Raw genomic sequence first — 24,973 nt, 5'->3', positions numbered from 1 at the left:
CCCAGTGACCCAGACCCCCGTCCTGATCACGACGACCGGCCCCGACAAGCCGGGCGTCTCGTCCGTGCTGTTCGCCGTGCTGACGCGCCACGACGTCGACGTGCTCGACGTCGAGCAGGTCGTCATCCGCGGGCAGCTCGTGCTCGGGGTGCTCGCCGGGGTCTACCGCGACCCGGAGGGCCTGCAGGAGGCCGTCGAGCAGGCGCTGGCGTCGGTCGGCATGGAGGTCGACGTCAAGATCGGGCCGGCGATCGGCGACGACCCGTTCGCGCTCGGCCGCCGGGACTCCTCGCACGTGCTGGTGGTGCTGGGCCGCCCGGTCACGGCGCGCGGCTTCTCGGAGGTCGCCCGCCGGATCGCGTCGCTCGGCGCCAACATCGACGCGATCCGCAGCGTCGCCGACTACCCCGTGACGGGGCTGGAGCTGTACGTCTCGGTCGACCGGGACACCCCCGAGGCCGACGCCGCGCTGCGCACGGAGCTCGCCGACGCGGCGGTCGAGGCGGGGATCGACATCGCCGTGGAGCGGGCGGGCATCATGCGCCGCGCGAAGCGGCTGGTCGTGTTCGACGTCGATTCGACCCTGATCCAGGGCGAGGTCATCGAGATGCTGGGCGCGCACGCCGGCGTCGAGCCGGAGATCCGCGAGATCACCGAAGCGGCCATGCGTGGCGAGCTGAACTTCACCGAGTCGCTCGAACGGCGGGTCGCGCTGCTGGCCGGTCTCCCGGCCTCGGCGATCGACGAGGTCGCGGCGTCGATCGAGCTGACCCCGGGTGCCCGGACGACGATCCGCACGCTCAAGCGGATGGGCTTCCGCACCGGCGTGGTGTCCGGCGGGTTCATCCAGGTCATCGGTGGCCTGGTGGCGGAGCTCGGGCTCGACTTCGCGGCGGCGAACGAGCTCGAGATCGCCGACGGCAAGCTCACCGGACGGGTGATCGGCGACGTCGTCGACCGCGCGGGCAAGGCGAAGGTGCTTCGCCGCTTCGCGAACGAGTACGACATCCCGCTCGAGCAGTGCGTCGCGGTCGGGGACGGCGCCAACGACATCGACATGCTTTCGGTCGCCGGCATGGGCGTCGCGTTCAACGCCAAGCCCGCGTTGCGCGAGGTGGCCGACACCGCGCTGTCGCACCCTTACCTCGACGCCGTGCTGTTCGTCCTCGGCCTCACCCGTGGTGAGGTCGAAGCGGCCGACGCCGCCGACGGGCTCGAGCTGATGCGTCCGTGAGCAGCGTTCTCGACCCCCTGGGCGCCCGCTACGCCTACTGGCTGGGGCTCCCGGCCGAAGACACTTCGGACACCTCCGACGAGCTTCCCGGCGAAGTCCGGGCGATGCCGGTGATCCTCCGCATCGAGCGGGCCGAGCCGCCGGGCCGCACCCCGCTGCTGGAAGCCGCCGCGGCGGCCGCGCTCGCGGTCTGTCTCGACGAGCGTGCCCAGCCCGGCGGCGACTGGGCCGAGCCGATGCACGCGTGGCTCGACAACCGGATCCGGAAGGTCGCGCGGCGGGCGCGGGGCGCGCACTGGGCAGCCGTCCAGGACCTGCCGGGGATCACGGTCGAGGTCGACGGCGCCGAGGCGCGGGCCCTGCTCCCCGGCTTGGTCACCGAGACGCCCAAGGAGGTCGCGCGGCTGCAGATCTCGGGCAGCGAACTCCCACCCGACGAGCCCGGTCAGGTCCCGGACGGCGTCCCGCTGCTGCTGCTCAACCCGCACGTGCCGATGACCGTCGGCAAGGCCGCCGCACAGGTCGGCCACGCCACGATGATCCTGGCCGCGCTGCTGGACGACGGGCAGCGCACCGCCTGGGCCGAGCAGGGGTACCGGACCGCCGTGCGCGCGGCGAGCGTCGCGCGGTGGAAGGAACTGCACCCGGGTGACGACCCGGAAGGCGCGTGGCGGCGCGACCGGGTGATAGCCGTCCGGGACGCCGGGTTCACCGAGGTCGACCCGGGCACGATCACGGTTCTCGCCCAGTGGGCGCCGGAACAAGCGGCTTCCTGAGCCGGTTGGAGCGGGCATGGGACTCGAAGTACAGCGCGACGGGCAGCACGCGTTCGTGGGGCGCAACGACCGGGGTGCGGAGGTCCGGCTGGGCCGGGCAGGTGCCGAAGGGGCGTTCTCACCCGCCGAACTGCTCCAGATCGCGGCGGCGGGCTGCAGCGCGGTGACCGCGGAAGAGCTGATCACGCGGCGGATCGGCGACGACGCGAAGTTCCGGGTCGGCGTCACGGCCGACCGGCGCGAGGGGGCTTCGGAGCTGGACGCCGTCCACGTCGCTTTCGATGTCGACGTGTCGACTTTGACGGCGGATCAGCGGGACGCGCTGGCCGGCGCCGTGGACCGGGCGATCGACCGGCTCTGCACGGTGAGCCGCACGCTCAAGAAGGGGATTCCGGTGACGGAGGAGTTCCCGGCTTAGGGTCGGCGGCGACCGGGATCAGGTTCTCTTCGTCGCAGGCCGGGCAGCGCACTTCAGTTCTGGCCGGATTCCCAGACGACGTAGGCCTGGTCGGCGTCGGTCGTCATGGCCTCGATGAACTTCTCGTTGTCGAAGCCCGGCAGGGACTGCAGCCGCTCGATCAGCGCGTCGGCCGCCGGGTCGCCGCTCGGCACCGCCGTGCCCTTGCCGTCGGTGCCCACCAGCATGAAGAAGACGTCTTCGTTCCACGGGCCGTCGGGGATCACCCTGACCATCACCGAGGACAGGTCGGACCACGTGACGGCCTCTTCGCTGCCGTCCGCGAGCCGCCGCCGCACTCCGGTGTCGTCGACGCTGACGGTCCGGGACTGGGCGCTGGACGAATCCTGGGTCAACCGGTGCTCCCTTGTTGCTTCGGTGGGTTCACCGTACCGGGCGTCGCGGCGGACCGCGTCACGCGGGCGCGGCTGCGTCCAGCCGGCGCAGGGCGTCCCGCACCACCTTCGGGTCCATCGTCGGCCAGAACGGCGGCAGCGAAGCGCGCAGGAAACCACCGTACCGGGCGTTCGCCAGCCGCGAATCCAGCACCGCCACCACCCCGCGGTCGGTGACCGACCGGTGCAGCCGCCCGGTGCCCTGCGCCAGCAGCAGGGCCGCGTGCGTGGCCGCCACCGTGAGGAACCCGTTGCCGCCGCGGGCTTCCACCGCGCGCTGCCGCGCCGAGGACACCGGATCGTCCGGGCGCGGGAACGGGATCCGGTCGACCACCACCAGTTGCAGTGACGGCCCCGGCACGTCCACGCCCTGCCACAGGCTGAGCGTGCCGAACAGGCACGTGCGGACGTCTTCGGAGAACTTCTGGACCAGCAGCGACGTCGCGTCGTCGCCCTGGCAGAGGATCGGGAAGTCCAGTCGTCCGCGCATCTCCTCGGCGGCCTGCTTGGCGGCCCGCATCGAAGAGAACAGGCCCAGTGTGCGGCCGCCCGCGGCCTCGATCAGCTCGGCCAGCTCGTCCATTGTGGACGGTACGAGGCCGTCGCGGCCCGGCGGCGGCAGGTGCTTGGCCAGGTACAGGATGCCGTTGCGCCGGTGGTCGAACGGCGAGCCGACGTCCAGGCCGGTCCACTTCGGCCCGGAATCGGCGTCCGACGGCACTTCCTTCTCCGTCGCCGCTCCCGGCGCCTGCTCCACGCGGGCCGCGCCCGGCGGGAGACCCCACTGGCGCGCCATGGTGTCGAACGTGCCGCCCAGGGTGAGCGTCGCCGACGTCAGGATCGTCGTGTGCTGGTTGAATACGCGCTCGCGCAGCAGCCCGGCGACGCCCAGCGGCGCCACCTTCAGCGCCGGCGGCCGCGGGTTCGACGCGTACTTGTCGCCGGAGAGCCAGACGACATCGCGCTGGTGCGCCTGGTCCTCGTCGAACGCCTCCAGCAGCCGGACCGCGGTGTCGTGCACCTCGTCGAGCAGCGACCGCGCCAGCTTGCGGGCCGTGGCTCCTTCGACGTCCTCCTTGCGGTCGGAACCCAGCGCCGTGATGCACGCGTGCGCGGCGTCGCGCACCGCCGGGATGACGCCCTTCAGCGGCCGCGGCAGTTCGTCCATCCGGCCCGCCGGCAGGTCGTCCACGATGAGGGCGAGCCCGTCGCCCGCCTCCAGCAGGCGATCGGCGACGTCGGCGTCGATGAGCTTGCCGCAGCGGCGCGCGGCCGCCGCGCACATCGCGCTGGTCAGCTCGCCGGTGGCGACCGAGGTGACCCGGTCGACCAGGTCGTGGGCCTCGTCGATGATCACCACGTCGTGGTCCGGCAGGACCTGGTAGCCCTGCAGCGCGTCGATCGCCAGCAGCGCGTGGTTCGTGATGATGACGTCGGCGCGACCGGCCTCGGCGCGGGCTTTCTCGGCGAAGCAGTCCGTGCCGATCGGACAGCGCGAAGCACCGAGACATTCCCTCGCCGTCACGGAAACCTGGCGCCACGCCTGGTCGGTGACACCGGGGACGAGCTCGTCGCGGTCACCGGTTTCGGTGTCCGACGCCCACTCCCGCAGCCGCGTGACCTCCTTGCCCAGCCGCGAAACCGCGAACGGGTCGAAGAGCTGGGCGTCCTCCGGCTCGTCCGGCGCGCCGGAATCCAGCCGGTGCAAGCACATGTAGTTGCGGCGGCCCTTGAGGATCGCGAAGGTCGGTTCGCGGCCCAACGGCTTCTTCAACGCCTTCGCCAGGCGCGGGAGGTCGCGGTCGACGAGCTGGCGCTGCAGCGCGATCGTGGCCGTGGAGACCACGACCGTGGCCTCCTTCTCGACGGCGTGCCGGATCGCGGGCACGAGGTAGGCCAGTGACTTGCCGGTGCCGGTGCCTGCCTGCACGGCCAGGTGCTCACCGGTGCGGATGGCGCGGCCGACGGCGTCGGCCATCTGGACCTGCCCCGGTCGTTCGGCACCGCCTACGGACTCCACCGCGTGGGTGAGGAGTTCGAGGACGCCGGGGAAATCAGTTCGGGCGGGCACAGCGACACATTAGCCGCCGCCCCCGACAAAGATCGGTGCTCCGTCGCGAACGGGCCGTTCGCGCCGTGGGGGACCGGGGTCCCCCACGGCGGGAGGGTCAGTCTTCGGTGCGGCGCGAAACCAGCTTCCACGTCAGCGGCAGCAGGCCGGCGGCCACGACGATCTTCAGCGCGTCCCCGGCCAGGAACGGCGTCACACCCTTGGCGAACGCGGTGGACAGGCCGAAACCGGTCGAGGCCATCAGCCACGGCACGCCGAACGCGTAGATCACGACGTTGCCGAGCACCATGGTGCCCGCGGTGCGCGCCGGCGTCCGGTCGCCGCCGCGGCCGGCGAGCGCGCCGACCAGGGCACCGGCGAAGACGAACCCGACGATGTAGCCGGCGCTCGCGCCGGACAGGCCCGAGGTGCCGTGCTGGAACCACGGCACGCCCGCGGCGCCGACCAGCAGGTACACCAGCATGGACGCGGCACCGCGCGACATGCCGAGCGACGCGCCCACGAGCAGGGCGGCGAACGTCTGGCCGGTCATCGGCACCGGGCTGCCCGGCACCGGGATCGTCAGCTGCGCGGCGGCGCCGGTGAGCACGGCACCGCCGGCGACCAGCGCGATGTCCCGCACGAGCGAGCCGGGGACGAGGTCGGCCAGCACGGGCCGCTTGCCGGCGATGGACAGCGAAGACACGAAACCTCCCGAGGTGTACAGGCGACGATCGAGGTTAACGCTCGTTACCGTCCCGTGGGCCTCCCGAGTTGCGTTCCTCACCGGCCACTCGTCCGGGTGGACCCGATCAGGGTGGGCGCCGGACCGGCCGATGACGAAGGGCATAGCTGCGATCTGTCACGGAACCGAGGAGGCCGAGCATGCGAAACACGAGGAAGAGGACATATCGGTTGCTCGCGGTGACGACGCTGGCCGTCCCGTTCCTCGCTGCGGCGGCCCCCGTGACGTCCACCGGATGGGCGTCTTCCGGTTCGGTGGACGTGACGATCGACAACGAGCACGTCGTCACCGGCGAACTGGCGAAGTGCACCGTCGACGGCCCGTACAAGGGCTGGACGCCGGGGGGCGCCACGGGTGACATCGCCGCGTTCGGGGCCGGCGACACCGGCTGCGGGCGGTCGGGCGAGGTGTCGATCGCGCAGGCGTCCGGGCACCGGTTCGAAGCCACCGTGCTCAAGCGCTACGGCGGTCCGGTGCTCAGGGTGCGCACCTACTCCGCGAAGTGCGCGACGACCGCGACCGGCAGCGGCGGCGAGGTGGCGATCGGCGCCGTGGAGGGGGTCACCGTGCCGGAGCAGATCCCGCCGAACCACCGGATCGTCATCCCCGGCGGCGCCGCGGGCACCGCGCTGGCGACGGTGATCCTCAACGAGACCGTGACGCCCCAGCCGCCGGACGGCAGCCTGGTGACGCACGCGGTGCACGTCAAGCTGTTCCCGCAGGGCGGCCCGGCGAGCGGCGACATCTACCTGGGCACGGCCGCCTGCGACCCGTTCGGTAAGAAGTAGCGCGGCACTTTCACGTGAAAGTGCCGCTCAATGCGTCGTGAAGCGGCTCGCGGCCGCGACGAACTCGCCCGCCCGCGCGGCCAGGTCCGGCAGGCTGCCGCCGGACGAGAGCGCGTCGCCCAGCAACGGCGTCGCCGCGGCCACCGCGATCGCGCCCGAGCGCAGGTAGCCCTCGACGTCGGCCAGGTGGACGCCGCCGGTCGGCACGAGCGGGACGTCCGGCAGCGGGGCCCGCACCGCGCGCAGGTAGGCGAGCCCGCCCACGGCGGCGATCGGGAACACCTTCACCGCGGCCGCGCCGAGCCGCCACGCCTGGTCGATCTCCGTCGGCGTCAGCGCGCCGCAGATCACCGGGGTGTCCAGGGCCGCTGCGCGCTCGAGGACCGCCGGGTTGACCGTCGGCGTGACCAGGTACGCCGCGCCCGCGTCGACCGCGATGTCCACATCGGACGGTTCGCGGACGCTGCCCGCGCCGACCAGCGCGGCTTCGCCGAGCGCGAGACGCAGCGCGGTGATCGCCGCGGGCGCGCCCGGCGTCGTCAAGGTCGCTTCGAGCAGGCGGACGCCCGCCGCGTGCAGCACCATCGCCGCGTCGGCGAACCGGGACGCGTCCGGCGCCCGCAGGATCGCGACCAGCCGGTGCTCCGCCAGCGAAGCCTGCAGATCCTTCACGCGGCCGGCGGCACGGGAGCGGTGCCGGTGTACGCGACGCCCGCTTCGTCGAAGTCCTTCAGCGTCGCGTCGACCGTCGGCTGCGAACCGCCGACGGTCAGGTCCAGCAGCACCCGCACGCCGAAGCCCGCCTTCGCCGCGTCGAGCGCCGTCGCGCGGACGCAGAAGTCCGTCGCGATGCCGACGACGTCGACGTCGGTGACGTCGTGCTCGCGCAGCCAGGCTTCCAAGGACTTCCCGTCACGCGCCGCACCCTCGAAGCCGGAGTACGCGGCGCTGTATTCGCCCTTGGAGAACACTTCGCCGATCGGGACGACGTCGAGCGCCGGGTGGAACGAAGCGCCCGGCGTGCCGGCGACGCAGTGCACCGGCCAGCTGTCCTTGAAGTCCGGCGTCTCGCTGAAGTGGGCGCCCGGGTCGATGTGGTGGTCCCGGGTGGCCACGACGTGGCTGTACCCGCCTTCGGCGGCCTGCTTCGAGATGCCGGCGGCCGCGGCGGCCCCGCCCGGCAGGCCGAGCGAACCCCCTTCGCAGAAGTCGTTCTGCACGTCCACCACGATCAGGGCGGTCCCCATGGTCGAACTCCGTTCAGAGACAGTGTCGTTCAAAGAAACAGCGTCGGGATTGCGGGCTCGCCGTGCGAGAGCTTGAGGCCTTCCCACGGCAGGCTGACCAGACCGCGGCGCAGCCGCTGCCTGGCGTCGTCGAGCGTAGGCAGATCCGGCGCCGGACGGCCAGCGCGGATCAGCGGGATCTGCAGCGGCCGGTCGTTCGCCTCCGGCTCGGGCGCTTTCGAACCGGAGGCCCAGACGACCTCCTCGACCGCCGTGCCGGTGCCGCGGTGGCGCCGCAGCGCGGACTTGCGGCCGCCGCGGGACTCCTTGTGCGCGCTGCGCTTGGCGACCGGCTTGCCGTCCACTTCCACCAGCTTGTAGACCATCCCGGCGGTCGGCGCGCCCGAGCCGGTGACCACCGAGGTGCCGACGCCGTAGGCGTCCACCGGCTCCGCGCGCAGCGCCGCGATGGCGTGCTCGTCGAGGTCCCCGGACACCACGATCCGGGTGTCCTTCGCCCCGAGGGAATCGAGCTGCTCGCGCGCGCGGCGGGCGAGCGGGCCGACGTCGCCGGAGTCGATCCGGATCGCGCCGAGTTCCGGCCCGGCGACGCGGACCGCGGTTTCGATGCCGGCCGTGATGTCGTAGGTGTCGACCAGCAACGTCGTGTCCGCACCCATCTTCCCGACCTGGGCGCGGAACGCCGCTTCTTCGCTGTCGTGCAGCAGCATGAAGGCGTGCGCGACGGTGCCGCGGGTCGGGATGCCGTAGCGGCGCCCGGCTTCCAGGTTGGACGTCGTCGCGAAGCCGGCCAGGTAGGCGGCGCGCGCGGCGGCGACGGCGGCGTACTCGTGGGTGCGGCGGCCGCCCATTTCGATGATCGGACGGCCGTGCGCCGCGCCGGACATCCGGGCCGCCGCGGACGCGATGGCGCTGTCGTGGTTGAGGATCGACAGCACCAGCGTCTCCAGCAGCACGCACTCGCCGAACGAGCCGGTGACGGTGAGGATCGGCGAGCCCGGGAAGTACAGCTCGCCTTCGGGGTAGCCGTCGATGTCACCCGAGAACTCGTAGTCCGCCAGCCAGGCGAGCGTCGCGTCGTCGACGACCGCGGTCGCTTCCAGCTGCGCCAGTTCGGCGTCGGTGAAGCGGAAGTCCGCGATCGCGTCCAGCACGCGGGCGGTGCCCGCGACGACGCCGTAACGCCGCCCGTCCGGCAGCCTCCTGGCGAAAACTTCGAATACGCAGGGCCGCGCGTGCGTCCCGTCGGCGAGCGCGCTGCCCAGCATGGTCAGCTCGTAGTGGTCGGTGAGCAGCGCAGTGCTGGCCGTGACCGGCTCCGGTGAACCCATGGGGTAAGCCTATTCACCCACATGGCCGGACCTGGCGCGGCGTACCCCGTCCCCTCCGTGACACCATGGGGTGCATGTCCACGCCTGTCGCATCCGAACAGACGCAGGTCGAACCGGCCGGTGCCGAAGTCGCCGAGTCGGACACACCGTGGCGGACCGTGGTGTGGAACGACCCGGTCAACCTGATGTCGTACGTGACGTACGTCTTCCAGAAGCTGTTCGGCTACAGCCGCGACCACGCCACCAAGCTGATGCTGGACGTGCACCAGAAGGGCAAGGCGATCGTGTCGTCCGGCAGCAAGGAGAAGGTGGAGACGGACGTGGCGAAACTCCACGCGGCGGGTCTGTGGGCCACCATGGAGCAGCCCTCGTGAACGGTTGGCGGCGCAAGGGCGCGGTGATCCACGCGGGGTTCGAGCAGCAGGAAGCGGCCGTGCTGCGCGGGCTGGTCAGCCAGCTCGAGGACATGCTCACCGCGCGGGCCGAAGAGGCGCCCCAGGACGAGCTCGCCGAGCTCACCGGCATCCGGACCGGGCCCAGCGAGTCGCCGGACGACCCGGTGCTCTCGCGGCTGCTCCCGGACTTCCACAAGCTCGACCCGGACAACCCGTCGCGGGAGGACATCGACTCCGTCGCGGCGATGCGGTCGCTGCACGAGCCGGAGCTGCTCGACATCAAGGTCGGCGTGGCGAAGATCGTGCTCGACACGCTGCCCCGCGACGGCGGCCACGTCCGGCTGACCGAGGAGCAGGCCGACGCCTGGCTGGGCGCGCTCAACGACGTCCGGCTGGCCCTGGGCACGGCGCTCGACGTCACCGAGGACATGCCGGACGAGCTGCCCGAGGACGACCCGCGGGCGCCGCACCTGGGCGTCTACCACTGGCTGACCTGGGTGCAGGAGACGCTGATCCAGGCGCTGACCGGATGATCACCGACGTGCCCGGTGTCCTGGTCGGGCACCACGAGCGGGTCGGCGACGGCTGGGCCACCGGGACGACGGTGGTCCTGGTGCCCGAGGGCGCGGTCGGCGCGGTCGACCAGCGCGGCGGCGCGCCGGGTACGCGGGAGACGAACCTGCTGGAGCCGGAGAACCTCGTCCAGCGGGTCAACGCGGTGTGCCTCTCGGGTGGGTCCGCGTACGGCCTCGCCGCGGCCGACGGCGTGATGCGGTGGCTTTCGGAGCGCAACCTGGGTTTTCCGGTGGGCACGCAGCCGCACGAGGTCGTGCCGATCGTGCCCGCGGCCGTGCTGTTCGACCTGCCGCGCAGCGACTGGGGCAACCGGCCCGACGCGTCTTTCGGCTACGCGGCCTGCGACGCGGCTGCCGCCTCGTTCTCCCAAGGGACGGTCGGCGCGGGCGCGGGCACGGCCGTGGGGTCGTTGAAGGGCGGGATCGGGTCGGCGAGCGAAGTCGTCGGCGAGTTCACCGTCGGGGCGCTGGCGGCGGTCAACGCGGCCGGCGAGGCCGTGGACCTGACGACGGGCCGTGCCTACGCGGCCGACCACGGCGACTTCGGCGTGACGTGGCCTTCGCGGCCCGCCGACCTGCCGTCTCGCCGGACGGACCTCAACACGACGATCGGCGTGGTGGCGGTTGACGCGGCGCTGTCGAAGGCCGAAGCGCGGCGGATCGCGGTCGCGGCGCAGGACGGGCTGGCGCGGGCGGTCCGTCCGGCCCACACGATGTTCGACGGCGACACGGTGTTCGCGCTGGCCACGGGGGCGCACGAGCTGCCGGACGCGAGCGGCCCGTTCGGCGCGGCAGCGCGCCCGGCGGCGCTCGACGCGCTGTGTTCGGCGGCGGCGCGGGTGTTCGCGCGGGCGATGGTGCACGGCCTGCTGGCCGCGACGACCGCGGGCGGGGTGCCCGCCTACCGGGACGTCTGGCCGGAAGCGTTCGGTCAGCCGCCCGGGTAGGGGTCCTCGGGCAGGGCGTCGCCACTGACCTCCAGGTTCGCCGCGCGGACGGACGCGATGTACTCCTCGTCGATCTCGAGGTCGATGCCGCCGACGGACAGGATCGGCCCGAGCGAGGGGTGGATTTCCAGCGGGCCCAGTTCGGTGTCACGCGGCAGGCGTTCCCAGATCTGCTTCGGCCGGTTCAGGGTCCAGCGGCTGCAGGCCAGCAGCGTGACGTGCCGGTCGGTCACCATGACCAGGAACCCGACGCGGGCGTGCATGCGGTTCACGTACAGCGACATCCCGGGGATGAGGTACTGGATCCGCTCGCCGGTGCCGAGGTACGGGCGGCACCGATCGCGTACCTTCGACGACAGCGGCATCCGTCCAGTATCCCCAGAACCGCTGGTGAGCGGTATGTCTCATCAGGTGGACCCGCCCTGTCCACCACCTAAGATGTCGGTGTGCTCCGGATCCGCCGTGAACTCGTCGACGAGATCGTCGCCCACGCCCGCCGTGACCACCCCGACGAGGCGTGCGGGGTGATCGCCGGGCCCGAAGGCTCCGACTCCCCAGAGCGGTTCATCCCCATGCTGAACGCGGCCCGCTCGCCGACGTTCTACGAATTCGACTCCGGCGACCTGCTGAAGCTCTATCGCGAGCTGGACGCCAACGACGAGGTGCCGGTGGTCATCTACCACTCGCACACCGCGACCGAGGCGTACCCGTCGCGGACCGACGCGTCCATCGCCGCCGAGCCCGGCGCGCACTACGTGCTCGTGTCGACCCGCGACCCCGAAGTGCACGAGTTCCGGTCGTACCGGATCGTGGACGCCGAGATCACCGAGGAGCCGGTCGAGATCCTCGACTGACCCCCACCGGAATAACCGCCGCGCCACCGGCGTCTGCGGGTAAGAACCCACCGGAGGTAAGAACCCATGGCCGTGACCGTCTCCATCCCGACCATCCTGCGCACCCACACCGGCGGCGAGAAGTCCGTCGAGGCGAAGGGCGCGACCGTCCTCGAGATCATCGACGACGTCGAGTCCCGGCACGCCGGCATCAAGGCGCGCCTGGTCAAGGAGGAGAAGCTGCACCGCTTCATCAACGTCTACGTCAACGACGAGGACGTGCGCTTCTCCGGTGGCCTCGAGGCCGAGGTCAAGGACGGCGACACCCTGACCATCCTCCCCGCCGTGGCCGGTGGCTGATCGATGGCTCGCTTCGAGTCCCTGCTCGACGCGCTCGGCGGCACCCCGCTGGTCGGGCTGCCCCGGCTCTCGCCGACGCACGACGTGCGCCTGTGGGCGAAGCTGGAGGACCGCAACCCGACCGGCTCGGTCAAGGACCGCCCCGCGCTGGCCATGATCGAAGCCGCCGAGCGCGAGGGCAAGCTGCGGCGCGGCTCCACGATCCTGGAGCCGACCTCGGGCAACACCGGCATCTCGCTGGCCATGGCCGCCAAGCTCAAGGGCTACGGGCTGGTCTGCGTGATGCCGGAGAACACCTCGACCGAGCGCAAGCAGCTGCTGCAGGCCTACGGCGCGCGGATCGTCTTCTCCCCGGCCGCGGGCGGCTCGAACGAGGCCGTCCGGCGGGCGAAGGAGCTGGCCGAGGCGAACCCGGACTGGGTGATGCTGTACCAGTACGGCAACCCGGCCAACGCCGACGCGCACTACCGCGGCACTGGCCCGGAGCTGCTCAAGGACCTGCCGACGCTGACGCACTTCGTCGGCGGCCTCGGCACGACGGGGACTTTGGTGGGGGTCGGCCGGTACCTGCACGAGGCGAAGCCGGACGTCCAGGTCATCGCGGCCGAGCCGCGCTACGGCGAGCTCGTGTACGGCCTGCGCAACCTCGACGAGGGTTTCGTGCCGGAGCTGTACGACCCCAGCGTGCTCAACGGCCGGTTCTCCGTCGGCGCGTACGACGCGCTGCGCCGGACGCGCGAGCTGCTGGAGCACGAAGGCATCTTCGCGGGCATCTCGACGGGCGCGGTGCTGCACGCCGCCCTGGCGGTCGCCGAGAAGGCCGCGGCCCGGGGCGAGCGGGCGGACGTCGCGTTCATCGTCGCGGACGCCGGGTGGAAGTACCTCTCCACGGGGGCGTTCACGGGATCACTCGACGAGGCGGCCGAGCGGCTCGACGGACAGCTCTGGGCGTAGGCATCCTGATGGCATGAAAGTCATCGGGCTGCTCGGCGGGATGAGCTGGGAATCGTCGATCGAGTACTACCGGTTCGTGAACGAACGGGTGAAAGCCGTCCTCGGCGGGTTCCACTCCGCGCACACCGTGCTCTACTCCGTCGACTTCGCCGCGATCGAAGCCATGCAGGCCGACGGCCGCTGGGACGAGGCCGGGGCCGAGCTGAACCGCGCCGCCAAGGCTCTCGAGGCGGCCGGTGCCGACTTCGTGGTGCTCTGCACCAACACCATGCACAAGGTCGCCGACCGGCTGGAAGCAGGCCTCGGCATCCCGCTTGTGCACCTCGGCGACGCCACCGCCGCGGCCATCAAGGCCGCCGGGATCCGCCGGGTCGGCCTGCTCGGCACCGGGTTCACCATGGGCCAGCCGTTCTACCGCGACCGCCTGGCCGCGCACGGTCTCGACGTGCTCGTGCCGGACGCCGGCGACCGCGAACTCGTGCACCGGGTGATCTACGACGAGCTGGTGCTCGGCGTGGTCAAACCCGAGTCCCGCGAGGCTTACCGCGCGGTGATCGCGCGGCTGGTCAACAGGGGCGCCGAAGGCGTCATCTACGGGTGCACCGAGATCGAGCTGCTCGTCAGCCCGGAGGACTCCCCGGTGCCGACCTTCCCCACGACCCGCCTGCACGCCGACGCCGCCGTCGACTACGCGCTCGGCAAGATCCCGCTGCCGGCGCCACCCGGCTGAGAGTCACACGGCGACCACCGGGTCCCCGCTCGTGTGGGCCTCGTGCTGCGCGACGACCTTCCGCCACAGCAGGTCTCGCTCCTCGGCGGTGAACTGCGCCGGCCGGACGCCGAACACGTCACCCGCCGCCGTCCACCAGTCTTCCGGCGACTCGACCAGCTCCTTGGCGCCGTGCCGGCTCAGCGTCAGCGCCCGCAGGGTGTCGACGCCGGTCGCGTCCCGCCGCTGGAGCACGCAGACCCGCACGAACCCGGACTCCGGCGCCATCGACAGCCAGGCGTGCTTCTCGGCGAAGTCGGCCATTTCCGCGGGGCCGGGTGCGAAATCGAAGCCGGTGAAGCTGCCCGACGGGTCGTGCTCGAACCGCCAGCCGCCCGGCGCCACCTCCGACGGCCGCAGCCGGTAGGTGTGCGGACCCTGGACGTAGGTGCCTTCCCGGAGGGGGAGCGGCTCGTGGATGCCGTCACCCAGCCCGACGTCCACCAGCCAGCTCGCCGACGGGTCCTCGGGCAGGCCGGTGACGGTGAGGGCCAGGTGGTTCCGGCCGACGTTCGGCGCGTCGCCGGCGCCCTGCACCCCGCCGAGGTGGCGCGTGACCTGATAGCCGAGCGCGCGCAACAACGCCGAGAAGGCGCCATTGAGGTGGTAGCAGTACCCGCCGCGGCCCCGCAGGATCCGCGCGAGCGACGCGGCCGGGTCGAGCGGGGTCGGCCGCCCCAGCTGGATCTCCAGTGGTTCGTACGGCACGCGCTCCACGTGTGCCGCGTGCAGCCGCCGCAAAGCGGCGAGCCCCGGCGGCTCGGCGCCGAGGCCGAGCCGCTCGAGGTATCCGGTGACGTCCAGGTTCCCCATGCCCGCCACGCTAGCGGCAGGCACCGACAAAATCGCGGGATCAGGGATTTCACCCGAGGTGGAGCGCCTACGCCCCGACGTAGCCTCGAAAGCGTGAGCACTCCGATCCCCGCCCCGGAAACCGACGCCGCCAAGCGCGTGCTGCCGCCGAAACCGAAGGCGGCCGCGCTCGTCGCGCTGTCGTTCACCCTGCTGCTCTACCTGGTCGAGCTGGCAGACGTGATCCTTCCCGGCGACCTCGACCAGGGCGGCATCCACTCGCGGGAGCTGTCCGGCTTGGACGGTGTGCTGTTCGCGCCGCTGCTGCACGCCGGCTGGTCGCACCTGTTCGCGAACACGGTGCCGGTGCTCGTGCTCTCGTTCCTCGCGATGGCCGCCGGAATCGGCCGGTTCGCGCTGGTCACGGCCATCATCTGGGTGGTGTCCGGGCTCGGCGTGTGGCTGATCGGGCCGGCGAACGGCGTCACCATCGGCGCGTCCGGCCTCGCCTTCGGCTGGCTCGCCTACCTGCTGGTCCGCGGCATCTTCAACCGCGCGGCCGGGCAGATCCTGGTCGCGCTCGTCCTGCTCGGCGTGTGGAGCGGCATGCTGGCCGGGCTGCTGCCGGGCCAGCCCGGCGTCTCCTGGCAGGGCCACCTCTTCGGCGCGCTGGCCGGCGTCCTCGCGGCGTGGCTGACCACCCGCCGGTCCCGCAAAGCCGTCCCGGCGGCGGCGGGTAACCTCGAAGGGTGAAGCCACCGCCCGCTGATGCCCCGATCGGTGTGTTCGATTCCGGTGTCGGCGGGCTGACCGTGGCGAGGGCGATCCTCGAGCAGCTCCCCGCCGAGCAGCTCCGCTACGTCGGCGACACGGCGCACAACCCGTACGGCCCGCTCCCGATCGCCACCGCCCGCAGCTACGCGCTCGCGGCACTCGACGAACTCGTGGAAAGCGGTGTGAAGGCCTTGGTCATCGCCTGCAACACGGCGTCCGCGGCCTGCCTGCGCGACGCCCGCGAGCGCTACGACGTCCCGGTGATCGAGGTCGTCCTGCCCGCCGCGCGGCGGGCCGTCATCGCCACGCACACCGGCCGCGTCGGCGTGATCGGCACCGAAGGCACCGTGCGGTCGCGGGCCTACGAAGACGCCTTCGCCGCGGCGCCCGGCATCACGCTCACCAGCGTCGCCTGCCCGCGGTTCGTGGACTTCGTCGAGCGTGGCATCACGACCGGGCGGCAGGTGCTCGGGCTCGCGCAGGGCTACCTCCAGCCGCTGCTCGACGCCGAGGTCGACACGCTCGTGCTCGGCTGCACGCACTACCCGCTGCTGCAGGGCGTGCTGCAGATCGTGATGGGGCAAGAGGTCACGCTCGTTTCGAGCGCCGAGGAGACCGCGAAGGACCTCGTCCGCGTCCTCACCGAACGGGACCTGCTGACCACGAGGGACACTCCGCCGCGGCACGAGTTCCTCGCCACCGGCTCGGCCGAGCCGTTCACCCGGCTGGCTCAGCGGTTCATGGGCTTCGCCCCGGGTGTCCTCGCTCCCACCACCGCGTGAACGGCTCTTCCGACGCTTAGGGTGTCGTCGTGCGACTGACCATCCTCGGGTGCTCCGGCAGCATCCCCGGGCCGAACGCCGCGGCGTCCGGTTACCTGCTCGAAGCCGAAGGCTTCCTGCTCGGCCTCGAACTCGGCAACGGCACACTGGCGCAGCTGCAGGCCGTGGCCGACCCGTTCGACCTGGACGCCCTCGTGCTCACGCACCTGCACCCCGACCACTGCGCCGACGTCAGCGCGCTCACCGTCCTCCGCCGCTACCACCCGGCGCCGCCGTACCCCGCGCGTCCGCGCCTGCTGCCGCTGTACGCGCCGCCGGACGCGCCGACGCGGCTGGCGAACGCGTACGCGCCCAACGAGACCGAGCGGGCCGTCACCGACCTCACCGACGTCTACGCCTTCCACCCGCTGCGGCCGGAACCGTTCCGGATCGGGCCGTTCGACGTCGTCGCGGTCGAGGTCGACCACCCGACGCCGGCGTACGGCCTGCGGATCTCCTACGGGGGCCGGATCCTCGCCTTCACCGGCGACACCGGGCCGTGCGCGGCGCTGAACGAGCTCGCCGACGGTGTCGACCTGCTGCTCGCCGAGGCGTCCTGGACGGACTCGGCGGAGCGGCCGATCGGTGTGCACCTGTCCGGCAAGCAGGCCGGCGAGCTGGCGCGCGACGCCGGGGTCGGGCGGCTGCTGCTCACGCACATCGCGCCGTGGACCGACCCCGGCGCGGTCCTGGGCGAGGCTTCGGCCGAGTTTCCCGGAGCCGAGGTCGTCAAGCAGGGTGCCGTCTACGACGTCTGAACGACGGTCATAGAGTGCACCCGTGGCTCGTAAAGATGGCAGGAACGACGACCAGCTCCGCGACATCAAGATCACCCGGGGGTTCCAGCAGTGGCCTGCGGGGTCCGTGCTGATCGAATTCGGCAACACGCGGGTGCTGTGCGCGGCGAGCGTCACCGAAGGGGTGCCGCGCTGGCGGGCCGGCTCGGGCCTCGGCTGGGTGACGGCCGAGTACGCGATGCTGCCGTCCGCGACCAACACGCGGGGTGACCGCGAGTCGGTCAAGGGCCGGATCGGCGGCCGCACGCACGAGATCTCGCGGCTCATCGGCCGGTCGCTGCGGGCGTGCATCGACCTGGCGGCACTGGGCGAGAACACGATCGTCATCGACTGCGACGTCATCCAGGCCGACGGCGGCACCCGCACGGCCGCGGTGACCGGTGGTTACGTGGCGCTGGCGGACGCGATCACGTGGCTGGGCGCGGCGAACCGGCTCAACGACCCGCAGCCGCTGTCGTCGTCGGTGGCCGCGGTGAGCGTCGGCGTGGTCGACGGCCGGGTCCGGCTCGACCTGCCGTACGAAGAGGACTCGCGCGCCGAGGTCGACATGAACGTGGTGGCCACGGACGCGGGCACGCTGATCGAGGTCCAGGGCACCGGCGAGGGCGCGACCTTCGCCCGGTCCACTTTGGACACGATGCTGGACATCGCGCTGGCCGGCTGCGAAGAGCTGACCCGGCTGCAGAACGAGGCGCTGGCGCTGCCGTACCCCGGCGAGCTGCCGGAGCCGCGTCCGGACAAGAAGAAGGGCTCGAAGTGACGAAGCTGCTTCTGGCCACCCGCAATGCGAAGAAGCTCGGCGAGCTTCGAAGGATCCTTGCCGCGGAAGGGATTTCCGGCATCGAGGTGCTCGGTCTCGCGGACGTGCCCTCGTTCCCCGAGGCGCCGGAGACGGCCCCGGACTTCGAGGGCAACGCGGTGGCGAAGGCCCGTGACGCGGTGGCGGCCTGTGGTTTGCCGGCCATCGCCGACGACTCGGGTCTCGCGGTCGATGCGCTGAACGGCATGCCGGGCGTGCTGTCGGCCCGGTGGTCGGGACGGCACGGCGACGACGAAGCGAACCTCGACCTGGTGCTGGGGCAGCTGCGGGACGTGCCGGACGAGCGCCGCGGGGCGCAGTTCGTCTGCGCGGCGGCGCTGGTGCTGCCGTCGGGGGAGGAGACGGTGGTCCGCGGCGAGTGGCGGGGCACGCTGGTCCGGGAACGCCGTGGTACCAACGGTTTCGGCTACGACCCGATCTTCCGGCCGGACGGCGGGAGCCGGACGTCGGCGGAGATGGAGCCGGCGGAGAAGGACGCGGCTTCGCACCGCGGGCGGGCGCTGCGCGCCCTTCTCCCTGCCTTGCGAGAGCTGGCCGGCTAGCCCGTCAGGAAGCCACGCGGAGGTCGCGGATCAGCTTCGCCACGTGGCCGGTCGCGCGGACGTTGTACCAGGCGTTGGCGATCTTGCCTTCCGGGTCGACGACGAACGTCGAGCGGATCACGCCCAGGTACGTCTTGCCGTAGTTCTTCTTCTCGCCGTACGCGCCCCATGCCGCGATCACGGTCTTCTCCGGGTCGCCCAGGAGCGGGAACGTCAGGTTCTCGTTCGAAGCGAACTTCGCCAGCTTCGCCTGCGTGTCCGGCGAGATGCCGATGACGCGGTAGCCCGCGTCGTTCAGCTCGGCGAGGTTGTCGCGGAAGTCGCAGGCCTGCTTCGTGCAGCCCGGGGTGCTCGCCGCCGGGTAGAAGTACACGACGACGGACTCGCCGCGGAAGTCGCGCAGCGACACCTCCTTGCCCTCGCTGTCGGGCAGGGTGAAGTCCGGGGCTGCGTCACCGGGGGAGAGTCGCTCGGTCATGCCCCCGAGCTTAACGGCGCCTGGTCAGGCGGGGCCGAAGTAGGTGACCGCCGTGGGTTCGGTCGCGCTCGGCCGGATCTGCAGGCGCAGCTGCGTCTGCTCCTGCGGCACCGCGAACGCCAGCGTGAGGTGCACCGAACGGCCCGGCGGCACGTCCTTGCCGGCGTCGGTGATGCCGGTGAACCCCTGGGTCGTGTCCACGACCTGCTTGACCGGCGCGCCCGCCGAGGTGGCGGTGAACGTGAGGCCCGAAAGCTTGTACGTCGTCGAGCTGTCGTTCGTCAGCTCGACGTCGAACACCGCGCCGCGGGGGCTTTGCGGGTACGCCGACGGGCTGGGCCGGAACGACTTCGGGGAGCCGACGGAGATCGTGAGGCCGCTGGCGAACCGGTGGTCGGCGCCGAACTTCAGGTCGTTGGCCGCCTGCGAAGCCGCCGCTCCGGCGCCGGCGGGAGAGCCGGCCGCGCCGAGCGCGGCGGTGCCGCCCTGCGTCGAAGGGATCCCGCACGCCACCGCCAGGCCCAGCAATCCTGAGGTGAACATGATCTTGCACGTGCGCGCGAGCGCCATCGCGGGTACTCCAGTCGGCGGGTCGGGGTGCCGTTCGGCAACGGGGATGCCGGGCGAACCCGCTCCACTCTGGCCGTGATCGCGCGCGGTTACGAGGCGCGACGGGGGGTTGTCGCGCACCTGGTGCCGCCCCGTGGCCAATCCGTGACCGGAACGGCACGGCTGGTGACAATCTTTGCCCACATGCCACTTAAACCGCGAGCGCGAACAACAGGATGAAGATCGCCACGCCGGCCACCCACGCGGCCATCAGCCAGCCGAAATCGCGGATCGGGTCGACCGCGCGGCTCTCTTCGCCGGGCACGTACACGCCGCGCTCCTCGAACCAGTCGGCCCAGCGGGCGAACCAGCGCAACGGGTTGCGCGACGACATGCTTCACCTCCGGGAACCGGCTTCCCGGTCACAGTACGGGTTCGGCCGGGTCGACCGGAAGGCGCGTGCGGCCGCCCGTCCGAGTGGCCGGGTCGGCCAGGTGGGCCGCCCCCGGATGGGCGAACGGACCGCCCGCGCCGCTCACCACTCGCTACCCGAAAACCCACGGCCGGGTGAACCTCGTCGTCGCTCGTGTAGAAGCTCAGGCGACTCCGTTGCGCTGCAGGATCGAGACCGCGCGGACGGTCGCGTAGCCACGCCATTCGAGTGCCGCCGCGGGCGAGTAGCTCGCGAAATCCACCCGCCAGCCGCCGTCGTCCTGCTGCTCGCCGGCGAGCCGACGCAGTTCGGCTTCGATGACGCCGTTGGCGAACAACCTGCGTGCCGGGCGGTGCGGCACGGGCGCGAAGTCCAGGGCACGCAGGGTTTCCCCGTCCGAGCCGCCGTCCACCGGGGCCAGCCCGTCGGGTGGGACGAAGGTGGCCAGGTGGTCCAGCAGCGACGAAGCCTCCGCGTCGAGGTCGTCGGCGGCGTCCAGGAACTGCACCGCGAACGACAGCGCGATCGCGTGCGGCGCCGAAGAAAGCTCGCGGATGGCGCGGAAGCAGTACCGCGTCGCGGCCGCCAGCCACGGGTGCTCGCGCACGGCCCGGTCGTGGCGGGCGACGCGCAGGGCGACGCCGGCGGCGAACGCCGTGCTCTGCAGCGTCGCCTCCGCCGGATCGGCCTGGACCCAGAACGGCGCGCACCCCGCCGGGTCGGCCACGGGCAGCGCGAACGGCAGACCACCGTCCGGCGTGGAAACCGACGCCAGCCAGTCACACAGGTAAAGGGCGTTCGAGGCCTGGTCGGGGGCGATCTCCTCGAAGACCTCGAAGGCGTGGAGGGCGCCGCCGGGCTGGCTCTCCGGTGCCCGCAGGTCTGGTTCGAGGCCCCAGCCGTAACCGCCGTCGGGGTTGAGGTAGGCGTCGAGGGCGGTCAGCACCGCGCGAGCGTTCGTTTCGCCGCTGAGCAGTTCGAAGCGGCGTCGGTCGAGGACGCGGGCGTGCGTCGCCATGAAGGACGCGGCTGCGGAGAGGTTTACCGGCATGCGACCAGCGTCGCACCCGGCAGGGGCAGCAGTCTTGAACGGATCGGGCCTCAGGGCAGCTGCCGCCCGGTGGGCACGGCGGCCGCGCGCAGCCGCGCCGTGTCCTGGCCGGGCGGGGCGCCGAACTGACGGCGGTACTCGCGGTTGAACTGTGACGGGCTGTCGTAGCCGACGAGGTGCCCGACGCCCGCGACGTCACCCGCGCCGGCCAGCAGCAGCGACCGGGCTTCCTGCAGGCGGATGCGCTTCTGGAACTGCAGCGGGCTCATCGCCGTGGCGGCGCGGAAGTGGCGGTGGAACGCCGACGCGCTCAACCCGCTCAGCCGGGCGAGCTCCTCGATCCGCACCGGCTCGGCGTAGTTGTCCCGTAGCCACCGGATCGCCCGGCCGACGTGGGCCAAGCCGCTGTCGGTGAGGCCGATCCGGCGGACCAGCGCGCTGTGCGGGCCGGTCAGCAGCCGCCAGAGGAGTTCCCGTTCGATCAGCGGCGCGAGCACGGGCGCGTCGGACGGGTGGTCGAGCAGCCGCAGCAGCCGCAGCACGGCGTCCAGCAATTCCGGGCTCGCGTCGCCGGTCGCGAGCGGCGACGCCGGCGTGCGGCCCGGCGGCGCCCGCAGCAGCAGCGGGGCGATCGCCGCGGGCCGCAGCGCCAGGCCGACGCCCAGTGCCGGCGTCCGCGGCGTGGCCCCGACGAAGTGGCCGGTCACCGGCACCTCCGCGCCGACCAGCAGGTACTGCCCGGCGCGGTACTCGTGCACCTGCTCGCCGAGCAGCAGGCGCTTGCCGCCGTCGGCCATGACCACCAGCAACGGCTCGGCGAGCGAGTGGTGCGGCTCGCTCGACTCCACTTTGGACAGCAGCAGGCCCGGGATCGGCGTTTGCAGGTCGGTGCGCACGTGGGCGGCGACGAGGGTGCGGAGTTCGGTGAGCACCAGTCCAGGTAAGGCGTGCTGAGCGGATCGTGCAAGAGGTCGCGCCGATCGATCTACCGTCCGGCAACGTCTTCACGGTTTCCTGAGGTGGCCCGATCCGACACCCAAGGAGCGTTTCGTGCCACTCGACCACTACGTCACCCTCGGCCGGTCCGGCCTTCGTGTCAGCCCGTTCGCGCTCGGCGCGATGACCTTCGGCGAGGACCCCGGTGGCGCCGGCTGCGGCGTCGAAGAGTCCGAGAAGATCCTCGCGACCTATCTCGACCTCGGCGGAAACTTCGTCGACACGGCGAACTTTTACACCAACGGACACTCGGAAAAGATCCTCGGCGACTTCTTCGCCGCGCATCCCGGCCGTCGCGAGCACGTCGTGCTGGCGTCGAAGTTCTTCGGCAACATGTTCCCCGGTGACCCCAACGGCGGCGGCGCCGGCCGGGCGTCGATCATCGCCCAGCTCGACGAGACGCTCCGGCGGCTGCGAACCGGTCACCTCGACCTCTACTGGCTGCACAACTGGGACCGCAACACGCCGATCGAGGAGACCCTGCGGGCCCTCGACGACCTCGTGCGCGCCGGCAAGATCCGCTACATCGGCTTCTCGAACACTCCCGCGTGGGTCACCGCGCAGGCCCAGACGACGGCGTCGCTGCGGGGCTGGACGCCGTTGGTCGCGCTGCAGGTCGAGTACTCGCTGCTGGCGCGGACGGTCGAGGGGGAGCTCGCGCCGTTCGCGTCCGACCAGGGGCTCGCGCTGGTGCCGTGGAGCCCGCTGAAGAACGGTTTCCTGTCCGGCAAGTACCGGCGCGGCACGGACGTCGCCGATTCGGCCCGTGCCGCTTTCGTCGGTGGTCCGTCCGACGCGGAGTTCGCCGTCATCGACGTCGTGGCCGAGATCGCCGGGGAACTCGGGACGACGTCCGCCGCGGTGTCGCTGGCCTGGCTGCTCGCGCGCCGCGGAACCGTCGTCCCGATCGTCGGCGCGCGGCGGCTGGAGCACCTGACCGGCAACCTCGCCGGGCTGGACGCGACGCTCACTCCCGCGCAGCTGGCCCGGCTGGACGAGGTTTCCGCGCCGGAACTGGACTACCCGGCTCCGATGCACGGCGCCCAGCGGGCGATGCTGCAGTTCGCGGGCACGACGGTCGACGGCGAATCGTCCACTGTGTACCCGCCGTTGGCCGGGAGCGACGTCCGCTACTGACTGCGGAACGTGCGGCGGTAGGTGTCCGGTGGCACGCCGACCGTGCGGTTGAAGTGCCGCCGCAACGTCGTGGCGGTGCCCATGCCGACCGCGTCCGCGATCGCGTCGATGCCGGAGTCGGTGTTCTCCAGCAGTTCCTGGGCACGGCGGATCCGCTGGGTCAGCAGCCACCGCAGCGGGGTCGTGCCGGTCGCCGAGCGGAAGCGGCGGCCCAGGTGACGGGAGCTCATGTTCGCCTGCCGGGCCAGATCGTCCACCGTGAGCGGCCGGTCGAGCCGGGCCGTGATCCACGGGAGCAGCGAAGCCAGCGGGTGGTCGTCGCGCGTGGGCACCGGGGCGGTGACGAACTGGGCCTGGCCGCCGGCCCGGTGCGGCGGCACGACCAGGCGGCGGGCGACGTCGTTGGCGGCCGCCGGGCCGTGGTCGGCGCGGACCAGGTGCAGGCAAAGGTCCATCGCGGCGGCCTTGCCGGCGGAGGTCAGCACGCTGCCGTTGTCGACGTAGAGCACGTCCGGGTCCACCGTCACCCGCGGGTACCGCGCGGCCAGGACGCCGGTGTGCGCCCAGTGGGTGGTCGCGCGCCGGCCGTCGAGCAGGCCCGCGGCGGCCAGGACGAACGCGCCGGTGCAGAGCGAGGCCACGCGTGCGCCGCGCGAGTGGGCCGCGCGCACCGCGTCGACCAGGTCGGCGGGCGGGTCGGCGTCGACGTCGGCCCACCCCGGCACGATCACCGTGCCGGCGCGCGCCAGCCGGTCGAGCCCGTGGTCGGGCTCCAGCAGGAACCGGCCGACGCGCACGGCGTGGCTGCCGCAGACCGCGAAGTCGTACCGGGGGTGATCGCCGAACACTTCGGTGGCGATCGTCAGCTCGAAGGCGAGCATCCCGTCGGTGGCGGCCAGCGCGACAGCGTGCATGTCCGAAAGTGTACGCACCACGTCGTTCCGGACACTGTCGCCGGCGAGCGGCGGCCGCCAGGATGGCCTCATGACTTCGGTACTGGTTTACGGCGCTTACGGACACACCGGCCGCTTCGTGGTGGCTGAGCTGCGCGAACGCGGTTTCACCCCCATCCTTTCCGGCCGAGACGCCGCGAAGCTGCCAGGCGGCCGGCCGGCGTCGGTCGACGACCCGGAGGCCCTCGACCGGGCCTTCGACGGGGTGGCGGCCGTGATCAACTCCGCGGGCCCGTTCGCGGTGACCGCCCTCCCGGTGGCCGAGGCGGCCGCCCGCGCCGGCGTCCCGTACGTGGACGTCGCCGCCGAGATCGAAGCCAACCTCGACACCTTCGAGCTGGCCACCGGTCCCGTGGTGGTGCCCGCGATGGCGTTCTTCGGCGGCCTGGGCGACCTGCTGGCGACGGCGGCGATGGGCGACTGGCCGACGGCCGACGAGGTGCACGTCGCGTACGGCCTCAGCGGCTGGAACCCGACGGCGGGGACCCTCGCCGCGGGCCAGGTGTCCCGGGACCGCCGCGGCAGCAAGCGCATCCGGTACGCGGGCGGCCGGCTGGAGTACCGCGACGACGCCCTGCCGACGCGGGAGTGGGCGTTTCCCGGCCCGCTGGGTACCCGGCCCGTCTTCGGCGAATTCTCGATGGCCGACATCGTCACCATCCCGCGTCACCTGCGCGTGCCGGACGTGACCACCTACATGACGGTCGACGCGGCGAACGGCCTGGCCGCGGCCGGCCGGCGCGACGCGGCCGAGACGTTCGTGGTCGACGTCGTGGTGCGTTCGGGCGGCGAGGAACGCCGGCTCACCGCCCGAGGCGAGGACATCTACGCGGTCACCGCGCCGCTCGCGGTGGAGGCGGTGGAGCGGATCCTGACCGGGCGGACCCGCGTGAAGGGCGTCGCGTCGGCGGGGGAGATCTTCGACGCGCCCGACTTCCTGCGGGCGCTGGCCCCGCACATCACGGTCGAATAGG

The 24,973-nt window shown here is 72.2% G+C and carries 32 protein-coding genes; 18 read left to right on the top strand and 14 right to left on the bottom strand.

Translation table 11 applies throughout. The features are described from left to right. Positions 1-4: 4 nt before the first annotated feature. Genes serB through A3CE_RS0115125 form a run of 3 tightly spaced genes read left to right on the top strand, consistent with a single transcriptional unit; the run spans position 5 to position 2,428 of the window. Positions 5-1,234 carry a phosphoserine phosphatase SerB gene (gene serB / locus A3CE_RS0115135; RefSeq protein WP_020640938.1) on the top strand — a complete coding sequence of 410 codons (1,230 nt, stop codon included), beginning with the start codon at positions 5-7 and terminating at the stop codon, positions 1,232-1,234. Next, a complete protein-coding gene (locus A3CE_RS0115130; RefSeq protein ID WP_020640937.1) occupies positions 1,231-2,010 on the top strand; it encodes a peptidyl-tRNA hydrolase in 780 nt (259 codons plus the stop codon). Before serB ends, A3CE_RS0115130 begins: the two co-directional genes overlap by 4 nt. A gap of 16 nt (positions 2,011-2,026) precedes the next feature. Beyond that, complete coding sequence (locus A3CE_RS0115125; RefSeq protein WP_020640936.1) at positions 2,027-2,428, top strand: OsmC family protein; 402 nt, start codon at positions 2,027-2,029, stop codon at positions 2,426-2,428. Positions 2,429-2,481: 53 nt separating this feature from the next. Here A3CE_RS0115125 and A3CE_RS0115120 read toward each other — a convergent pair whose 3' ends face one another. The 3 genes from A3CE_RS0115120 to A3CE_RS0115110 form a co-directional block, all read right to left on the bottom strand. Continuing rightward, complete coding sequence (locus A3CE_RS0115120) at positions 2,482-2,823, bottom strand: hypothetical protein (protein ID WP_020640935.1); 342 nt, start codon at positions 2,821-2,823, stop codon at positions 2,482-2,484. A gap of 58 nt (positions 2,824-2,881) precedes the next feature. After that, positions 2,882-4,933 carry an ATP-dependent DNA helicase gene (locus A3CE_RS0115115; protein ID WP_026468500.1) on the bottom strand — a complete coding sequence of 684 codons (2,052 nt, stop codon included), beginning with the start codon at positions 4,931-4,933 and terminating at the stop codon, positions 2,882-2,884. A gap of 97 nt (positions 4,934-5,030) precedes the next feature. After that, positions 5,031-5,618: a biotin transporter BioY gene (locus A3CE_RS0115110; protein WP_020640933.1), complete on the bottom strand. Its 588-nt coding sequence runs from the start codon at positions 5,616-5,618 to the stop codon at positions 5,031-5,033. A gap of 209 nt (positions 5,619-5,827) precedes the next feature. On the opposite strand from A3CE_RS0115110, the gene A3CE_RS0115105 reads away from it, so the two are divergent. Beyond that, positions 5,828-6,445: a choice-of-anchor P family protein gene (locus tag A3CE_RS0115105; RefSeq protein WP_020640932.1), complete on the top strand. Its 618-nt coding sequence runs from the start codon at positions 5,828-5,830 to the stop codon at positions 6,443-6,445. Between the two features lie 27 nt (positions 6,446-6,472). On the opposite strand, the gene A3CE_RS0115100 is transcribed toward A3CE_RS0115105, so the two are convergent. From A3CE_RS0115100 to A3CE_RS0115090, 3 genes are read right to left on the bottom strand one after another with little or no spacing between them, the layout of a single operon-like run. Further along, positions 6,473-7,117 (bottom strand): bifunctional 4-hydroxy-2-oxoglutarate aldolase/2-dehydro-3-deoxy-phosphogluconate aldolase, encoded by a 645-nt coding sequence (locus A3CE_RS0115100; RefSeq protein ID WP_020640931.1) that lies wholly within the window; start codon positions 7,115-7,117, stop codon positions 6,473-6,475. Continuing rightward, positions 7,114-7,692, bottom strand: a complete 579-nt coding sequence (locus tag A3CE_RS0115095; protein ID WP_020640930.1) for an isochorismatase family protein — start codon at positions 7,690-7,692, stop codon at positions 7,114-7,116. Before A3CE_RS0115095 ends, A3CE_RS0115100 begins: the two co-directional genes overlap by 4 nt. A gap of 29 nt (positions 7,693-7,721) precedes the next feature. Continuing rightward, positions 7,722-9,023 (bottom strand): nicotinate phosphoribosyltransferase, encoded by a 1,302-nt coding sequence (locus A3CE_RS0115090; RefSeq protein WP_020640929.1) that lies wholly within the window; start codon positions 9,021-9,023, stop codon positions 7,722-7,724. Between the two features lie 74 nt (positions 9,024-9,097). Here A3CE_RS0115090 and clpS point away from each other — a divergent pair, with 74 nt between their 5' ends. Genes clpS through A3CE_RS0115075 form a run of 3 tightly spaced genes read left to right on the top strand, consistent with a single transcriptional unit; the run spans position 9,098 to position 10,940 of the window. Continuing rightward, positions 9,098-9,397: an ATP-dependent Clp protease adapter ClpS gene (gene clpS, locus A3CE_RS0115085; RefSeq protein WP_013229464.1), complete on the top strand. Its 300-nt coding sequence runs from the start codon at positions 9,098-9,100 to the stop codon at positions 9,395-9,397. Then, positions 9,394-9,951: a DUF2017 domain-containing protein gene (locus tag A3CE_RS0115080; protein WP_020640928.1), complete on the top strand. Its 558-nt coding sequence runs from the start codon at positions 9,394-9,396 to the stop codon at positions 9,949-9,951. The genes clpS and A3CE_RS0115080 overlap by 4 nt, the downstream gene beginning before the upstream one ends. Continuing rightward, entirely contained in the window at positions 9,948-10,940 is a 993-nt protein-coding gene (locus A3CE_RS0115075) for a P1 family peptidase (protein WP_020640927.1), read from the top strand. The genes A3CE_RS0115080 and A3CE_RS0115075 overlap by 4 nt, the downstream gene beginning before the upstream one ends. On the opposite strand, the gene A3CE_RS0115070 is transcribed toward A3CE_RS0115075, so the two are convergent. After that, positions 10,925-11,305 (bottom strand): hypothetical protein, encoded by a 381-nt coding sequence (locus tag A3CE_RS0115070; RefSeq protein WP_020640926.1) that lies wholly within the window; start codon positions 11,303-11,305, stop codon positions 10,925-10,927. The two genes, A3CE_RS0115075 and A3CE_RS0115070, sit on opposite strands and share 16 nt — an antisense overlap. Positions 11,306-11,386: 81 nt before the next feature. On the opposite strand from A3CE_RS0115070, the gene A3CE_RS0115065 reads away from it, so the two are divergent. The 4 genes from A3CE_RS0115065 to A3CE_RS0115050 all read left to right on the top strand — a co-directional run bounded on the left by A3CE_RS0115065 (position 11,387) and on the right by A3CE_RS0115050 (position 13,817). Beyond that, complete coding sequence (locus A3CE_RS0115065) at positions 11,387-11,794, top strand: M67 family metallopeptidase (protein WP_020640925.1); 408 nt, start codon at positions 11,387-11,389, stop codon at positions 11,792-11,794. 66 nt (positions 11,795-11,860) lie between these two features. Continuing rightward, a complete protein-coding gene (locus A3CE_RS0115060; RefSeq protein ID WP_020640924.1) occupies positions 11,861-12,133 on the top strand; it encodes a MoaD/ThiS family protein in 273 nt (90 codons plus the stop codon). A gap of 3 nt (positions 12,134-12,136) precedes the next feature. After that, entirely contained in the window at positions 12,137-13,087 is a 951-nt protein-coding gene (locus A3CE_RS0115055) for a PLP-dependent cysteine synthase family protein (protein WP_020640923.1), read from the top strand. Positions 13,088-13,100: 13 nt separating this feature from the next. Further along, the gene (locus A3CE_RS0115050; protein ID WP_020640922.1) at positions 13,101-13,817 is read left to right on the top strand and encodes an aspartate/glutamate racemase family protein; all 717 of its coding nucleotides are present in this window, start codon (positions 13,101-13,103) and stop codon (positions 13,815-13,817) included. 3 nt (positions 13,818-13,820) lie between these two features. Here the strand turns inward: A3CE_RS0115050 and A3CE_RS0115045 are convergent, their stop codons facing one another. After that, the gene (locus A3CE_RS0115045; RefSeq protein WP_020640921.1) at positions 13,821-14,669 is read right to left on the bottom strand and encodes an arylamine N-acetyltransferase family protein; all 849 of its coding nucleotides are present in this window, start codon (positions 14,667-14,669) and stop codon (positions 13,821-13,823) included. A gap of 93 nt (positions 14,670-14,762) precedes the next feature. Between A3CE_RS0115045 and A3CE_RS0115040 the strand changes: the two genes are divergently transcribed. From A3CE_RS0115040 to rdgB, 5 genes are read left to right on the top strand one after another with little or no spacing between them, the layout of a single operon-like run. After that, entirely contained in the window at positions 14,763-15,401 is a 639-nt protein-coding gene (locus A3CE_RS0115040) for a rhomboid family intramembrane serine protease (RefSeq protein WP_020640920.1), read from the top strand. Beyond that, entirely contained in the window at positions 15,398-16,204 is an 807-nt protein-coding gene (murI, locus tag A3CE_RS0115035) for a glutamate racemase (protein WP_125592297.1), read from the top strand. Before A3CE_RS0115040 ends, murI begins: the two co-directional genes overlap by 4 nt. Positions 16,205-16,233: 29 nt before the next feature. Beyond that, positions 16,234-17,001 carry an MBL fold metallo-hydrolase gene (locus A3CE_RS0115030; protein ID WP_020640918.1) on the top strand — a complete coding sequence of 256 codons (768 nt, stop codon included), beginning with the start codon at positions 16,234-16,236 and terminating at the stop codon, positions 16,999-17,001. Between the two features lie 22 nt (positions 17,002-17,023). Next, positions 17,024-17,800, top strand: coding sequence for a ribonuclease PH (rph, locus tag A3CE_RS0115025; protein WP_020640917.1), 777 nt, complete (start codon positions 17,024-17,026; stop codon positions 17,798-17,800). Beyond that, on the top strand, positions 17,797-18,402 hold the full coding sequence (gene rdgB / locus A3CE_RS0115020; protein WP_020640916.1) for an RdgB/HAM1 family non-canonical purine NTP pyrophosphatase: 606 nt from the start codon (positions 17,797-17,799) through the stop codon (positions 18,400-18,402). Before rph ends, rdgB begins: the two co-directional genes overlap by 4 nt. A 4-nt stretch (positions 18,403-18,406) precedes the next feature. Here the strand turns inward: rdgB and bcp are convergent, their stop codons facing one another. The 5 genes from bcp to A3CE_RS0114990 form a co-directional block, all read right to left on the bottom strand. Beyond that, positions 18,407-18,880, bottom strand: a complete 474-nt coding sequence (gene bcp / locus A3CE_RS0115015) for a thioredoxin-dependent thiol peroxidase (protein WP_020640915.1) — start codon at positions 18,878-18,880, stop codon at positions 18,407-18,409. Positions 18,881-18,904: 24 nt separating this feature from the next. Then, the gene (locus A3CE_RS0115010; RefSeq protein ID WP_020640914.1) at positions 18,905-19,450 is read right to left on the bottom strand and encodes a hypothetical protein; all 546 of its coding nucleotides are present in this window, start codon (positions 19,448-19,450) and stop codon (positions 18,905-18,907) included. Between the two features lie 190 nt (positions 19,451-19,640). After that, complete coding sequence (locus A3CE_RS0115005) at positions 19,641-19,823, bottom strand: hypothetical protein (RefSeq protein ID WP_020640913.1); 183 nt, start codon at positions 19,821-19,823, stop codon at positions 19,641-19,643. 202 nt (positions 19,824-20,025) lie between these two features. After that, positions 20,026-20,913, bottom strand: coding sequence for a hypothetical protein (locus A3CE_RS0114995; protein WP_026468498.1), 888 nt, complete (start codon positions 20,911-20,913; stop codon positions 20,026-20,028). Between the two features lie 50 nt (positions 20,914-20,963). Beyond that, entirely contained in the window at positions 20,964-21,845 is an 882-nt protein-coding gene (locus A3CE_RS0114990; protein WP_020640910.1) for an AraC family transcriptional regulator, read from the bottom strand. 118 nt (positions 21,846-21,963) lie between these two features. Here A3CE_RS0114990 and A3CE_RS0114985 point away from each other — a divergent pair, with 118 nt between their 5' ends. Then, complete coding sequence (locus A3CE_RS0114985; protein WP_020640909.1) at positions 21,964-23,046, top strand: aldo/keto reductase; 1,083 nt, start codon at positions 21,964-21,966, stop codon at positions 23,044-23,046. On the opposite strand, the gene A3CE_RS0114980 is transcribed toward A3CE_RS0114985, so the two are convergent. After that, complete coding sequence (locus tag A3CE_RS0114980) at positions 23,040-23,960, bottom strand: helix-turn-helix domain-containing protein (protein WP_020640908.1); 921 nt, start codon at positions 23,958-23,960, stop codon at positions 23,040-23,042. The genes A3CE_RS0114985 and A3CE_RS0114980 overlap by 7 nt on opposite strands. A gap of 70 nt (positions 23,961-24,030) precedes the next feature. On the opposite strand from A3CE_RS0114980, the gene A3CE_RS0114975 reads away from it, so the two are divergent. Continuing rightward, positions 24,031-24,972, top strand: a complete 942-nt coding sequence (locus A3CE_RS0114975; RefSeq protein WP_020640907.1) for a saccharopine dehydrogenase NADP-binding domain-containing protein — start codon at positions 24,031-24,033, stop codon at positions 24,970-24,972. The last annotated feature ends 1 nt before the right edge of the window (position 24,973 follow it).

Origin of the sequence: Amycolatopsis balhimycina FH 1894 (assembly GCF_000384295.1) — a bacterium.
Lineage (GTDB): Bacteria > Actinomycetota > Actinomycetes > Mycobacteriales > Pseudonocardiaceae > Amycolatopsis > Amycolatopsis balhimycina.
The sequence above is the reverse complement of the archived record's forward strand: the minus strand, read 5'-3'. Positions and strand labels throughout refer to the sequence as shown.